The sequence below is a fragment of the Halopenitus malekzadehii genome (genome assembly GCF_900108505.1).
GTDB classification, from domain to species: Archaea; Halobacteriota; Halobacteria; order Halobacteriales; family Haloferacaceae; genus Halopenitus; species Halopenitus malekzadehii.
In genome coordinates this window covers 1-12,669 of sequence record NZ_FNWU01000014.1, presented here as the reverse complement: position 1 = coordinate 12,669, position 12,669 = coordinate 1, and the positions used below count along the sequence as shown (strand labels likewise).

15 protein-coding genes and 1 tRNA gene are annotated in these 12,669 nt (G+C 66.9%); 11 read left to right on the top strand and 5 right to left on the bottom strand.

What is annotated here, in order from left to right:
• Positions 1–501: 501 nt before the first annotated feature.
• Positions 502–666 carry a DUF7838 family putative zinc beta-ribbon protein gene (locus tag BLW38_RS16335; protein WP_177167508.1) on the bottom strand — a complete coding sequence of 55 codons (165 nt, stop codon included), beginning with the start codon at positions 664–666 and terminating at the stop codon, positions 502–504.
• 241 nt (positions 667–907) lie between these two features.
• Between BLW38_RS16335 and BLW38_RS13255 the strand changes: the two genes are divergently transcribed.
• From BLW38_RS13255 to BLW38_RS13245, 3 genes are all read left to right on the top strand, one after another.
• Positions 908–1,327 carry a cupin domain-containing protein gene (locus BLW38_RS13255; protein ID WP_092817693.1) on the top strand — a complete coding sequence of 140 codons (420 nt, stop codon included), beginning with the start codon at positions 908–910 and terminating at the stop codon, positions 1,325–1,327.
• A 3-nt stretch (positions 1,328–1,330) separates the two neighbouring features.
• Entirely contained in the window at positions 1,331–1,636 is a 306-nt protein-coding gene (locus BLW38_RS13250) for a cupin domain-containing protein (protein ID WP_092817692.1), read from the top strand.
• Between the two features lie 83 nt (positions 1,637–1,719).
• Positions 1,720–2,118, top strand: a complete 399-nt coding sequence (locus BLW38_RS13245; protein ID WP_092817691.1) for an acyl-CoA thioesterase — start codon at positions 1,720–1,722, stop codon at positions 2,116–2,118.
• Between the two features lie 60 nt (positions 2,119–2,178).
• On the opposite strand, the gene BLW38_RS13240 is transcribed toward BLW38_RS13245, so the two are convergent.
• Together BLW38_RS13240 and BLW38_RS13235 are read right to left on the bottom strand one after the other, a co-directional pair.
• Positions 2,179–3,423 (bottom strand): hypothetical protein, encoded by a 1,245-nt coding sequence (locus BLW38_RS13240; RefSeq protein WP_092817690.1) that lies wholly within the window; start codon positions 3,421–3,423, stop codon positions 2,179–2,181.
• A gap of 75 nt (positions 3,424–3,498) precedes the next feature.
• Positions 3,499–4,848, bottom strand: a complete 1,350-nt coding sequence (locus BLW38_RS13235; RefSeq protein WP_092817689.1) for an ABC transporter substrate-binding protein — start codon at positions 4,846–4,848, stop codon at positions 3,499–3,501.
• Between the two features lie 263 nt (positions 4,849–5,111).
• Between BLW38_RS13235 and BLW38_RS13230 the strand changes: the two genes are divergently transcribed.
• The 8 genes from BLW38_RS13230 (at position 5,112) to BLW38_RS13195 (ending at position 11,414) form a co-directional block, all read left to right on the top strand.
• A complete protein-coding gene (locus BLW38_RS13230) occupies positions 5,112–6,539 on the top strand; it encodes a branched-chain amino acid ABC transporter permease (protein ID WP_218143073.1) in 1,428 nt (475 codons plus the stop codon).
• A gap of 1 nt (position 6,540) precedes the next feature.
• Positions 6,541–8,220, top strand: a complete 1,680-nt coding sequence (locus tag BLW38_RS13225; RefSeq protein ID WP_092817687.1) for a branched-chain amino acid ABC transporter permease — start codon at positions 6,541–6,543, stop codon at positions 8,218–8,220.
• On the top strand, positions 8,217–9,185 hold the full coding sequence (locus BLW38_RS13220; RefSeq protein ID WP_092817686.1) for an ABC transporter ATP-binding protein: 969 nt from the start codon (positions 8,217–8,219) through the stop codon (positions 9,183–9,185). The genes BLW38_RS13225 and BLW38_RS13220 overlap by 4 nt, the downstream gene beginning before the upstream one ends.
• A 74-nt stretch (positions 9,186–9,259) precedes the next feature.
• Positions 9,260–9,970, top strand: a complete 711-nt coding sequence (locus BLW38_RS13215) for an ABC transporter ATP-binding protein (RefSeq protein ID WP_092817685.1) — start codon at positions 9,260–9,262, stop codon at positions 9,968–9,970.
• 99 nt (positions 9,971–10,069) lie between these two features.
• On the top strand, positions 10,070–10,309 hold the full coding sequence (locus tag BLW38_RS13210) for a glutaredoxin family protein (protein ID WP_092817684.1): 240 nt from the start codon (positions 10,070–10,072) through the stop codon (positions 10,307–10,309).
• On the top strand, positions 10,306–10,839 hold the full coding sequence (locus BLW38_RS13205; RefSeq protein WP_092817683.1) for a cob(I)yrinic acid a,c-diamide adenosyltransferase: 534 nt from the start codon (positions 10,306–10,308) through the stop codon (positions 10,837–10,839). Before BLW38_RS13210 ends, BLW38_RS13205 begins: the two co-directional genes overlap by 4 nt.
• 152 nt (positions 10,840–10,991) lie before the next feature.
• Positions 10,992–11,258, top strand: coding sequence for a DUF7553 family protein (locus BLW38_RS13200; protein WP_092817682.1), 267 nt, complete (start codon positions 10,992–10,994; stop codon positions 11,256–11,258).
• An 81-nt stretch (positions 11,259–11,339) separates the two neighbouring features.
• A tRNA-Val gene (locus BLW38_RS13195) sits at positions 11,340–11,414 on the top strand.
• A gap of 54 nt (positions 11,415–11,468) precedes the next feature.
• On the opposite strand, the gene BLW38_RS13190 is transcribed toward BLW38_RS13195, so the two are convergent.
• Together BLW38_RS13190 and BLW38_RS13185 are read right to left on the bottom strand one after the other, a co-directional pair.
• On the bottom strand, positions 11,469–12,314 hold the full coding sequence (locus BLW38_RS13190; protein ID WP_092817681.1) for a hypothetical protein: 846 nt from the start codon (positions 12,312–12,314) through the stop codon (positions 11,469–11,471).
• Positions 12,315–12,344: 30 nt separating this feature from the next.
• Positions 12,345–12,669 (bottom strand): zinc ribbon domain-containing protein (locus BLW38_RS13185; RefSeq protein WP_143040896.1); only part of this gene is annotated, 325 nt, incomplete at its 5' end.

The following is a 12,669-nucleotide window of genomic DNA, read 5'->3' as shown; positions in this document are numbered from 1 at the left end:
GCGTGGGTCACGTTCGGTTCAAATGAAGGTGTTCAAACGCCGATATCGTGCGTCACGACTCAGCAGGGAGCGGCTCGGTCGATACCCAGACTGTGAGTGTCGGTTCTCGTCGCCGCCGGGAGTGCTGGGGATCGGTCGGTGGCAGCGATGTCGGTCCCGACCGGTGGGTATCCTTCGTACCGGGATTCGTACCGTGTCTCTACTCGTGACGTGGTTCCCGTGTATGCGCGAGGAGACCGAATCAGTCCCGGATCCGGCGTCGGGTTGGCGTGGACGTCATCGTCCGGGATCCGTCGCCGGGAGGGATCCTGATCGAAGCACCGGTCGCTTCGGAGATCGACACAGCAGCCGGTCAGGGGATCCTCGGAGCACGGACCATCGATCACCGTCCGATCGATCCGGGTCGCTGAATCGGCGGTTAGGAGAATCGGCCCGCCGATCCGGATGTCGAGGTCACGTTCGTGTCCCGGGCGCCGATCGCCGACCGGGATCCCGCGTCGACTAGGCGGGAAGGGTGTCGATCCCGTTGATCGCGATGAAGCCGTACTCGCACTCCGGACACCGCCACTTCTGCTTCTCACCGAGGTGAAGCGTCGTCGCCGCGGTTCGATAGAACGACTGCTCCTCCTCACACCGCGGACACGTCGTCGATCGTTCAAGCGCCATACGCGCCGGTTGTGACTCGTGTCGCTTAATGGTTGCTCGTTTCCCCGTAGCGTCGAGGATAAATTGTATCTCGCGATATCAAAACGCCCCGTGCGGCGACGGCGAAACATATTCGGGTAAACCCACACCCAAGCACGGTTCGTTCGATCGACCGTATGCAGACAGGATGTGTGTCGATCGATCGTGGCTATCGGCGGGATCGGGTATCGAGCGTCGGCAATGCGGACGGAGGGCGGTGAGTATGCCGGCGATCGACTTCGACGCCGAACGGGAGTACGACGAGTCGCGGTTCAGCGCCCGGGGTGCGTTCCGGACGGAGCGTGTCAAGGTCGTCTGCGGCTTCTTCGAGCCCGGCCAGTTCATCCCCGTCCACGCGCCGAGCAGCGATCTCGTGGTGCGGGTTCGGTCGGGGACCGGGATCGTTCGGGAGGGCGACCGCGAGCATCGCGTCGAGCCCGGCGACGTCGTCGCGGTCGAGGCGGACGTCGACCGCGGGATCCGTGCCGACGAGGACGGTCGTCTCGAGGCGCTGTTGGTGACGGCGCCGCCGCCGACCGACGCGGAACACGAGCCGGTTCGGCGCGGGCTCAAACGTGGCGAGTTCGACCCCGACAGCGAGGATGCGGACACGGCGGATCGCGGCGCCGACGGGGGGCGGTGACCGATGGCCACCGTCCGGTCCCTCGCAGACCTCGAGGGCGTTCCCCACGCGAACGCCTTCCCGAGTGCCGAGCCGAAGACGATCCGGCTGCAGCTCGAGTCTGGCGAGCGCGTGGATCCGCACCGCCATCCCGACCGGGAGATCGTGGCGTATCTCCTGTCGGGCGCGATCGATCTGCACCTCGACGGCGAGATCCACGAGCTCGAACCCGGCGATGTCGCCCGCTTCGACGGGGATCGGGAGATCTCGCCGGTCGCCAGGGCCGACAGCACCGCGCTGCTCGTGTTGGCACCGCGGTCCGAGGACTGACGTCCTGGCCCGGAGACAGCCGTTCCTTCGCGCCGTCGTCGGTCGGCCGATGGCTACATATCGGTTCCCGTCGAGTGCCCGCTATGAGCACGTTCACGACCGAGATTCCGGTACGGTTCCGCGACGTCGACTCGATGGGCCACGTCAACAACGCGGTCTACGCGACCTACCTCGAGCAGGCGCGGGTCGCCTACTTCCGGGGGGTGTTGGACCGCGACCTCTCGGCGGTGGAGACCGTGCTCGCGAGCCTTTCGATCGACTACCGTGCCCCGATCGGACTCGACGACGAAGCCGTGACGGTCACGGTCGACGTTCCCGAGATCGGTACCACCAGCGTTCCGATGACCTACACGATCGAGACCGACTCGGGCGTCGCCGCGGAGGCCGAGTCGGTGCAGGTAAGCTACGACGCCGAGGCGGGCGAGCCCGTGGTGCTTCCCGAGGACTGGCGGTCGACGATCCGCGAGTATCACGACCTGTAGTTTCGTCATCGCTGCCCTCGCGGCCCGTCGTTCCGTCGTCGCCGTTCTCACGGCCCACGCTCAGGCGGTTCGCAGCACCGTTGCGGGAAACCGTTCGCGGCGCTCAACCGGATCGTTCGGCAACTCGACCGGTCCCGACTCGAAGTCGGGCGCCGCCCACAGCAGCGTCGTCTCCGCCGCGAGCGTCCGATACTCGTCGGCCGTCGTCGGTGAGATGCGACCGACGGCGAGCGTTCGATCGTCGAGATCGATCCGCTCCAGTCGTGCGAGTCCGCCGTTCTCAGGTAGGTCGGCCTCGCCATCGGTGCCGGCGCTTCTCGCGCTCGGGACGTCGGCAGTCCCGGTATCCGGGAAGATCGGATGGAGGTGGGCGCCCGCGCCCGCGGGCTCGGTCGCGACCGCGAGGGCGTGGCCGCCCGCATCGCGGACGCGATCGACCACCTCCGGGAGAGTCCCCTCGACCGCGGCCAGGGCGTCCCCGAGCCGGTCGCTTCCGATTTCGGGATCGATCCCCTCGGTCGCGTCGTACACGGAGAGGTGTGACTGCTCGCGCCGGGGCTCGGCACGCTCCTCGACCCGGAACGGGATCGGCGTCCCGTCGACGGTGACTGCGTCGGCCTTCGCGATCGCGTCGACCGTGACGTTCTCGGGCGCGTGCGCGACGATCCGGAGGTGCTCGTCCCAGTTCCGATAGACGGTCTCGACGGCGACGTACTCGCTGCCGGCGGCCTCGCGATAGGATGCGACCAGATCGGCCATCGGGATCGACGCGAGCGTCTCCTCGAGCAGTCGCTCGAGGAGGTCGCCGTACGTCTCCTCGGGACCGGCCCGGCGGCGGAGCCGATCGGCGACCGATCCCTCGACCCACACGAGCGCCGGCTCCTCGTAACAGTCGTCGGGATATGGCGGCGGGCCGGTTCGCTTGACGGTCTCCTCGGCACGGTGGACCTTCTCGGCGGCGCGGTCGGCGTAGTCGGTGACGATCGTCCGCGAGAGCGGGTCGCCGTCGGTCGACCGACCGATCGCCCAGATGTAGAGCCCGACGGCCTCGTAGGAGAGCCGATCGGCGCCCTCGTGGACGAGCCGCGTGAGCACCCAGGTCTGGGCCTCACGCTGAGACAGCGTCGTCCCCGCGACGATCTCGTCGACGTACTCGCCGTACAGCGTCCGCAGCGCGTAACAGTGCTCCTCGATCTCGTCCCGCGTCACGCCGTCCGGGATCGGGTCCACGACCGTGAAATCCAACTCGCCGGCGATGACGTTCAGCTTCGTCGACGGGTGCCACTCCGTTTCCAGCTCGACCATACCCTCGATTCACGGTCGGGCCCTAAAATCGGTCCGGCCGGATCGGCCGGATATGGGGCGATACGCCCCGACGTCTCAGATCTTCCCCTCGAAGTAGGAGACGGGCACCTCCTCCTGGAGCACGGCCTCGCCACCCTCGACCTGCAGGATCCGGTAGGGGACGACTGGCTCGAGGTTCTCGTTGAAGTCGACGTTGCCGGAGGCGCCGTCGTAATTGACCTCCTCGCCGTTCTGGAGGGCCTCCTTGCCGGCCTCGAATCCGGCGATGCCGACGTTCGTGTCTCCATCCGTCGGCCGCGAGACGGCGCGGATGTTCTCCGCGATCGCCGTGCCGCTGGCCTCGCCGCCGCGCTGGAGCGCCAGCGCCTCGAGGTAGGTCGCGTCGTAGGCGTGGGGCGCGAACTGGGTGATCTGGTCCTGGCCGCCCATGTTCTCCTGGAACGTGTCGCTGTCGGCCGTCTGCGGGGAGGTGATGTACATCCCCTCGACGATGTCTGACAGCCGCGAGAGCAGGTCCGGGGACCAGATCGCCTCGGCGGCGACCCACTGGCCGCCGTAGCCGCCCTGGTTCCACTGGTTGAGGATCGTCTCGCCGTTCCCCGGGTACATCACGGCGCCGACGACGTCCGGGTCGCCCTCGTAGAGCGAATCGAGCGTCGAGGTGTAGTCGCTGGCCTCCTGGGCGTAGCCGACCATGTTGAGCGTCTCGCCGTCGAAGCTCTCGCTTGCGACCTGTGCGAGCCCCTCGCCGTAGGGGTTATCGACGTAGAGGAACGCGGCGGTCTCGGCCTCCAGCGTCTGGTTCATGATCCGGGCGACGACCAGTCCCTGCTGGGTGTCGTTCGGCGAGGTTCGGCCGTAATACTTCACGCCGTTGCTCTCGTTGGTTCCGGCCGTCGCCAGCGCCGGCGAGGTGTTGCCGTTCGAGACCTCCATCACCCGATTGTCCCTGGCGATCGGTGCCAGCGTGGTCCCGATGCCGCTCGAATACGGCCCGATGAGTCCGACGATCCCCTGCTCGTTGATCATCGTCCGGAACTTCTGGCCGGCCCGGGCGGGGTCGCCCTCGGTATCGCGGTTGGTGACCTGGATCTGCCGGTCGAGGGGGCCGCCCGCGGCGTTGATCTCCTCGATCGCGAGGTTCGCGGCCTGCTGATGGCCGCCGCCGTAGGCGCTGTTCGTGCCGGTGATCGGGAACAGCGTTCCGAACTGGATGGGATCGCCGCCACCGCCGCCGTTACCGTCGCCGTTACCGCCGCCGTTGCCGTTACCGCCGCCGTTGCCGTTACCGCCGCCGTTGCCGTTACCGCCGCCGTTGCCGTTGCCGCTGTCCTGCTGTGAACAGCCGGCGAGCGAAACGACGCCGGCGGTGCCGGCCGCGGCGCCGAGTCGCTTGAGCGTCTCTCGTCTGTTGTACGATGACATAGCCCATTCAACGGTTTCGGCCTTCTGTGTAATTAAACTATGTGCTCGTTGTGGGGTTCGTATGCAACGGATTTTCGCGCATAACCGTGTGGATACGAACGATATCCGGGAGAGCGTGACCGATTCGTCGATGGTCCGGTCGATGGGTTATCCCACGTTACACCATTTGGGGGCCGTGAGCCGAGATGTCCCAACGTTCTTCGATACGATATTATGTCGAATAGTTGAAAAATACCATAATCGTATAGGTACTGCGGTATGAGATGACATACATGGCAGTCGAAACGGGGTTGTTGAACGCGATATCGAACGGGATCGTGACCGGGAGCATCGTGGCGCTTGGCGCGATCGGACTCGCGTTGGTGTATGACATCGGCGACGTGCCCAACTTCGCTCACGGCGATCTCCTGACACTCGGCGCCTACACGGCATTGTTGGTGAACAGGCCCGGCACGGTTCCCGGGTTCGGTACCCTCGCGACGGACACGCGCGGGGTCAGCATCGGTGGACTGGCGTTCCTGTTCGTGGTCTCGTTCGTTGGCGTGTTGGGCATCGTGTATCACCTCGGCGGGATACGCGCGCTGAAGGGCGGCTGGTGGGGGATCGACGCCCCGCCATTGGTGGCCGTCGGAACGCACGTGCTCGCGGCGGTCGTCGTCGGTGTCCTCGTGGTGACCGGGACGCCGTCGTTCCTCGCCGCGCTCCTGTTCGCCGTCGTCGTCGTGGGCGCACTCGTCCCGTTGATGGAGTCGCTCGTCTTCCGGAAGTTCCGTGCGAAGGACGCCTCGGTTGCGATGTTGCTCATCGTGTCGCTTGCGGTGGCATTCATCGTCCGGTTCGGCGTCCAGACGATCTTCGGCGGGGAGATCCGGTCCTACGAGGTCGACACGACGATTCCCTTCGCGGGCGGCCAGCTCGACATCACGTTCGCGAAGTTCTTCGACTTCTTCGTGGCCGGTAACGGGTTCTCGCTCACGATCCGTGAGACGCGTGGGGGCAACGAGATCCCGCTGGCGACGTTCTCCTACTCGTGGGTCGAGGTCGTTGCGGTCGTCGCCGTCGCGGCCGTCCTCGCCGTCGCGGCCTACCGGTGGCGGACCGACACCGCGGGGGTCATCGGCGGCCGGCTCGCGGCCGCGCTCGCCGTCGTCGTGACGGTTATCGTCGGCGGGACGGCGCTCGCTCCCGGGTCGATCCCCGAGACGGCGTGGTACGCCACCCGCGTTCGCGCGTCCCCGCTCCGGGTCGGCATCATTCTGACCGCGCTCGCGATGATGGGGCTGCTACACTACCTGCTCAGAGCCACGACGTTGGGGAAGGCGATGCGGGCGACCAGCGACAACCGCGATCTCGCGATGGTGCGCGGGATCAACACTCGACGCGTGATGATGACCGTCTGGATCATCGCCGGTCTGTTCGGGTCGCTCGCGGGCGTGCTGTTGGGGTTCCTCTTCTCGAACCTCTCCATCAACCTCGGATTCAACCTGCTGTTGCCCATGTTCGCCGGCGTCATCCTCGGCGGGATCAACGTTTACGGCGCCATTCTCGGCAGCTACGTCGTCGGGCTGGCGATGGAGGTCGGCATCTTCGCCATCCCCGGACTCAGCGCGACCTACCGCATCCCGGTCGCGTTCATGGTGTTGCTCGTGGTGTTGCTCGTGAAACCGGAAGGCATCGTGGGGGGGAACTGAGATGGCGGTCTCCGACGTCGTCGTCTCGTTCGCGTTGCTCGTGGCCATCTACGGCATCCTCTCGCTCGGGTTGAACGTCAAGTTCGGTCACACCGGGCTGTTGGACTTCGGCCACGTCGGGTTCTTCCTGATCGGCGCGTACACCTCCGCGCTGTTCGTGTTGCCGCCGGACGACCCGGCCGACTTCACCAACTACGTCATCGGACTCGGAGACGTCCCCCTCGTGGGAACCTGGGTGTTCGGGATCATCGTCGCGACGATACTGACGGGGGTGATCGGCGGGCTCGTGGCCCTGCCGACGATACGGTTGCGCGAGGACTACCTCGCCATCACGCTGTTGGGGATCTCGGTCATCTTCCAGCGGGTCGTCCAGTCGGAGAGCTGGCTGGCGAACGGCCCGGACGCGCTCCGGGGGTACTCCCCGCCGTTCCAGGGGCTCTTCCCGATCGATCCGGGGACCGTCGTGGGTGCGGTCGCGTTCGCGCTCGTGGTGTTCGTCGTCTGGGCGGTCGCCACGGCGGCGCTGTCAGTGCAGCGCGAGAACGACTCCCGGCTGCCGCTCGACCGGATCTACGCGGTCACGACGTTCGGCCTCGGGACGCGTGCCACGGGCGTCCTCGGCTCCCGGTTCGCGGTGGCCGGCGTCGCGGGGCTGATCGCGGCGGTGATATCGGCGGGCCTCCTGCTTGCGGCCTCCCTCGTGTTGGTCGTCGGCGTCCTGGTCTCGGTCTACGGCTGGATCGTGGTGCTCGTGGCGATCGGCCAGCACTACGCCGGTCTCGAGCGCCGCGAGCTGGCCCTCGGCGTCGGGTTCGGGACGGGACTGCTCGTCGCGCTGTTGCCGCTGCCGCTCACCGATCGACTCTCGGTCTCGATCATCGGGACGCTCGCGCTGTTGGGCGCGCTCGTGTACGCCTACTACCACGCAATCACGTCCTACGAGTGGGTCGCGGACGTCAAACTTGCCGTCATCGGGCTCGGCGCCGTCTGGTTCGTCGGGATCTGGTACGTTCTGTTGCCGATCCTCGGCCCGCTCGGATCCGGGGACGTCTCCGGCGTGCTCGGCACGCTCTTCCGGAACGCGGTCTGGTTCCTCCAGTTCGGCAGCAGCGCCGGGATCGGCTACTCCATCGCGGTCATCGGGGACGTCACCGTCCAACTGGATTACAGCCGGTTCCAGCTCGCGTTGTTCCTCCTGTCGCTGGGCGCGCTGTATGCGATATTGGAGGCCGCGGTCCAGTCGCCGTTCGGACGCGTTCTGCGAGCGATCCGCAACGACGAGGCGGTGGTGAAGTCGCTCGGGAAGGACCCGTTCGTCTACAAGGTCCAGAGCATGGTGATCGGCTCGGCGCTCGGCGGCTTCGCCGGGGGGCTGTGGGCGATGTACTCCCAGGGGCTCACCTTCCGGACCGGCGCCCCCGAGACGACCTTCATCGCGCTGCTCATCGTCTTCGTGGGCGGCGTCGGCAACAACAAGGGCGTGCTGCTCGGGGCGGTGCTCTACTGGGCGTTCCAGCAGGCCACCACGCAGCTGGCCGGGTTCTTCCCGCCCGCCCTCCGGGTGAACGTCCTCGCGTTCAGGCTCGTCGTCGTCGGGGTCTTGTTCCTGATCGTGTTGTACTACATGCCGGACGGGCTGCTTGGTCGCGAGGAGTACTCCTCGGGGGTGGGTGAGTCATGACGGCGATCCTCGAGATCGAGAACCTCCAGAAGCGGTACGGCGGCATCACCGCCGTCGACGGCGCGACGTTCGGGATCGAGGAGGGGTCGATCACCGGCCTCATCGGCCCCAACGGCGCGGGCAAGACGACGACGTTCAACCTCATCAGCGGCTTCGAGGAGCCCGACGGCGGCACCGTCCGGTTCCGCGGCGAGGACCTTCAGGACCTGATGGAACCCAGCCGCGACGAGCGCGTCATCTGGGGCGGCGCCTCGGCGATCACCGCCGGGACGATCGGCGGCATCGCGGGCGTCGCCGGCCTCGGGCTCGGCACCGTCGGTGGTCTCGGGACGCTCGCGGTCGGCGCGGGCCTGGGGGCCGGGTTCTACGCCGGCCAGGAGCGGGTCCGGCAGGCTCGGGAGGGACACACCAACAGCCGCCCGTTCATGCTCGCCCGTCAGGGGCTCGTCCGGACCTTCCAGATCACCCGCGAGCTGACCGAGATGACGGTCCTCGAGAACCTGATGCTCGCCCCGCAGGGACAGGCCGGCGAGAACCTGGCGAACACCTGGCTGCGCCGGGACCTGATGGCCAGCGAGGAGGCCGAGGTCCGCGGGCAGGCCCGCGAGATGCTCGAGCTGTTGGAGCTCGACCACGTGAGCGACGAGCGCGCGGGCAACCTCTCGGGCGGTCAGCGGAAGCTGCTCGAGTTGGGCCGGGTGCTGATGATCGACCCGGAGGTCATTCTGCTCGACGAGCCGGTGGCGGGTGTCAATCCCTCGCTCACCCGGAAGCTGATGGATCGCATCGAGACGCTCCGGGATGAAGGATACACCTTCTGTATCGTCGAACACGATATGGAGGTCATCATGAACCTGAGCGACACCATCGTCGTGATGAGCGAGGGGGACGTCCTCGTCGAGGGCGACCCCGAGGAGATCCAGGAGGACGAGGCGGTCATCGACGCCTATCTCGGCGTCGACTGATCGGCCGGCCCCGTTTGGGGCGACCCGACGCACAGGGGGAAGAGGTAACCAACACGACGCGACACGACACACATATGGCACTACTCGAAGCCCGGGACGTGGTTTCCGGATACGGCGACGCGACGATCCTTCACGGCGTCGACCTCGACGCCAACGAGGAGGAGATAGTGACGATCATCGGCCCCAACGGCGCGGGCAAGTCGACGCTGCTCAAGGCGATCTACGGGCTCATCGACTGCTGGGAGGGGACGGTCCGGTTCGACGGCGAGGACATCACCGACCGCCGGGCCGACACCGTCAGCGAGCTCGGGATGTGTTACGTCCCCCAGCGGGGTAACGTCTTCCCGACGCTGTCGGTTCGGGAGAACCTCGAGATGGGCGCGTACATCAAGGACGAGGTGACCGAGGCGGACTTTCAGGAGGTGTGGGACCGGTTTCCGATCCTGGAGGAGCGGAAACACCAGCGAGCCGAATCAATGAGTGGCGGCCAACAGCAGATGCTCGCGCTCTCCTCGGCGCTGATGGTCGATCCCGACCTCCTGGTCGTCGACGAGCCCTCCGCGGGACTGGCGCCCGACCTGGTCGACGACATGTTCGATCGGCTGGTCGACATCCGGGACGGGACCGAGACCGCGATCCTGATGGTCGAACAGAACGCCAAGCAGGCGCTGCGCGTCTCCGACCGGGGATACGTCCTGGACATGGGCGAGAACCGCTTCGAGGGGACCGGCGCGGAGCTGCTCGAGAGCGACGAGGTGATGGAGCTCTATCTCGGCGGGGCCTGATCCGAACGACACGACGGGTGGGCTATCGGTCGACACGACGGAAGCACGATCGGAACCGGCCGGCGGGAGCTTGATGGGCCCGCGGGCCCAACGGCGCGTATGGCACTGACGCTGTACGCCCTCGAGGGCTGTCCGTGGTGTGAGAAGGTCCACGACGCGTTGCAGGCGGCGGACCTGGAGTATCGGACCGAGTGGGTTGAGGGGCTCCACTCGACGCGCGACGAGGTGAAACGCGTGAGCGGCCAGCGGGCCGTGCCGGTGCTCGTCGACGACGAGCACGGCGTAACGATGGCCGAGAGCGCGAACGTCCTCGAGTACGTGGAGCGGACCCTCGCGTGAAGATCTACACCGGACGCGGGGACGCCGGGGAAACCGACCTCCGCACGATGGAGCGCGTCTCCAAGACCGATCCCCGCATCGAGGCCTACGGCACGGTTGACGAGGCGAACGCGCTGATCGGGACGATTCGCCCGACGGGATACCCCGACGTCGACGAGACGCTCGCCGGGATCCAGAACGACCTCCACGTCGTCCAGGCCGACCTCGCGAACCCCGACCCCGACGCGGAGGACCCGCGCGTGACCGATGAGCACGTCGCGGCGCTGGAGGACCGGATCGACGTCCTCTCCGAGGAGTTGCCCCCCTTGCAGTCGTTCATCCTGCCGGGCGGCGGCGAGGCGGGATCGCGGTTGCACCACGCCCGCGCCGTGGTTCGGCGGGCCGAGCGGCGCACGGTCGCGCTCGCCCGCGAGGAGCCGGTCGAGGAGGCCGTCCTGGCGTACCTGAACCGCCTCTCCGACGCGCTGTTCACGCTCGCGCGCGTGGTGAACGCCCGCGAGGACGAGCCCGAGGCGTCGCCGACGTACTGACGCGTGGTGGTCGAGGTGCCGTCGCCGTTGGTGGTCGAGGTGTCGACGCCGGCTCGTTCTTCGACGTCCGCTCGCGATCGTGGACGCCCTCCCGCGATCAGAATTCTGTTGCCGCCGCAAGGACTATATCTGTCGGCGCCCTATTGGGAGGTATGAGCAAGCACTTCCACGATGCACGGTACTACCTCGGACGAGCGGTCGACCACACGACGGCGGGCGTGAAGGAGGAACTCGAGCCGGTCGCGGAACGGGCCCGCGAGCTGGCGGGCGTCGAGCAGGAGCCGGACCCCTCACGGCGCGAGTCGATCCGAGCCGACCTGGTCGAGACCGGCAAGCGCGCCGCGGAGACGGCCCGCGAGGCGGCGGCGTCCCTCCGGGAGACGGTTCGCGGCTCCCGCGGCGACGGCGACGCCGCATAGGGATCGGGACCCGTTTTTCGGAGCGACGAGGCGCGCCACAAGGCAATCCTTAAGTCGGAACGCCGGCTAGCGGGCGATAGCGGGCTGGTGGTCTAGTCCGGTTATGACGGCTCCTTCACACGGAGCAGGCCCCAAGTTCAAATCTTGGCCAGCCCATCACCGTATACGTGGAATCGCAAGACTGCGAGATTCATTTATATATCGTGGCTATCAGGACGGGCCGTCCTGATCGTGCCGGTCGTCCGGACCCGCGGTGCCGACGTGAGTGATTTCGACGCGCCGCCGGAGGCGCACAAGGATGATCAGGCCCGCTATCGGCGTTCCGATGGTCAGCGTCGTATCCAGCCAGGCGTGTCCGCCGGTCTCGTTCTGTCTGGCGAGGAAGACCCGGTAGTAGGTGTCGTCCGCGGTTCGGATCGGCGTCTCCGGACCGTCGAGGTCGCGGTGGGCCACCCCGGTACCGGTACGTGCCGCCTGCGCGATCGGAGACGGAACCGCGTCGACGTCACGGGACACACGGGACAGTACCTCGGCGGGTGGAACCCGTCGGTGTGACAGTTCCACCCGGTACAGATCGCCGCTGGTGTCGGCATCTTCCGGGGCCTCCCCCTTCTCGTAGACGGTGCGGTTTGCGACGACGTACACGCGCGAACGGTTCGCGACGGTGGTGGCTTCGTAGATGGTGCCGTTGATCTGGACGTAGTCGTATCTGTCGGGCGCGACGGCGAAGGAGCTCGTTCTCGTGCCGGCCGTACTGGAGTAGATCGGCGTGAGAACGGTGTTGTTTCGTGCCAGATGGCGCTCAAACGCACACGCACGGGAGGCGGTGCCTGCACAGGCGATTTCCTCGCTCAGCATCGTGCCGGCTGGAACCGCCGACTCGTTCTCGAAGACCACACCGGAGCCGTCGTCGGTGACCTGGGCCCGCTCGTACCGGTAGGTCGGGTCACCAAGGTGGAGAGCGGGGATCCACAGCGGCCCGGCGAGCAGCGCCAGCGCGATGACGGCACGCAGCGCGTCCCGACGCTGCGGCGTCAGGCGGTCGGTGGAGGACATTGCTGGACGGTACCACGCAGCTTACGTGAACTACCCCTGCCTAGTCGCTGCCTTCGTCGGCTCCTTGAGGCAGGGGCTTCCTGTTTCGATGACGCGCTTTGCAGACACCGAATGAGTGTCCGTAGGGAGCGCAGTCTCCACAGGCGTGTCTTCGGGCCATTCCAGCCCTAATTCAGAAAAACCGCGTTGAAGCACATTCATTGCTGCGTTCGCGTCACGGTCACACTCGAATCCACAACTTGGACAGGAGTGTTCTCGAACCCAAATGGGCTTGGCTGTCTCCACACCGCACGACGCACACTCTCTGGTCGTTCCTGCCGCTTCAACCTGCACAACGTGACAGCCGTACAACTCG

Excerpts from the sequence above, each read along its gene's own strand:
- BLW38_RS13235 (WP_092817689.1), bottom strand. The coding sequence starts at position 4,848 with ATGTCATCGTACAACAGACGAGAGACGCTCAAGCGACTCGGCGCCGCG.
- BLW38_RS13220 (WP_092817686.1), top strand. The coding sequence starts at position 8,217 with ATGACGGCGATCCTCGAGATCGAGAACCTCCAGAAGCGGTACGGCGGC.
- BLW38_RS13210 (WP_092817684.1), top strand. The coding sequence starts at position 10,070 with ATGGCACTGACGCTGTACGCCCTCGAGGGCTGTCCGTGGTGTGAGAAG.
- BLW38_RS13250 (WP_092817692.1), top strand. The coding sequence starts at position 1,331 with ATGGCCACCGTCCGGTCCCTCGCAGACCTCGAGGGCGTTCCCCACGCG.
- BLW38_RS13230 (WP_218143073.1), top strand. The coding sequence starts at position 5,112 with ATGACATACATGGCAGTCGAAACGGGGTTGTTGAACGCGATATCGAAC.
- BLW38_RS13225 (WP_092817687.1), top strand. The coding sequence starts at position 6,541 with ATGGCGGTCTCCGACGTCGTCGTCTCGTTCGCGTTGCTCGTGGCCATC.
- BLW38_RS13190 (WP_092817681.1), bottom strand. The coding sequence starts at position 12,314 with ATGTCCTCCACCGACCGCCTGACGCCGCAGCGTCGGGACGCGCTGCGT.
- BLW38_RS13240 (WP_092817690.1), bottom strand. The coding sequence starts at position 3,423 with ATGGTCGAGCTGGAAACGGAGTGGCACCCGTCGACGAAGCTGAACGTC.
- BLW38_RS13245 (WP_092817691.1), top strand. The coding sequence starts at position 1,720 with ATGAGCACGTTCACGACCGAGATTCCGGTACGGTTCCGCGACGTCGAC.
- BLW38_RS13215 (WP_092817685.1), top strand. The coding sequence starts at position 9,260 with ATGGCACTACTCGAAGCCCGGGACGTGGTTTCCGGATACGGCGACGCG.
- BLW38_RS16335 (WP_177167508.1), bottom strand. The coding sequence starts at position 666 with ATGGCGCTTGAACGATCGACGACGTGTCCGCGGTGTGAGGAGGAGCAG.
- BLW38_RS13200 (WP_092817682.1), top strand. The coding sequence starts at position 10,992 with ATGAGCAAGCACTTCCACGATGCACGGTACTACCTCGGACGAGCGGTC.
- BLW38_RS13255 (WP_092817693.1), top strand. The coding sequence starts at position 908 with ATGCCGGCGATCGACTTCGACGCCGAACGGGAGTACGACGAGTCGCGG.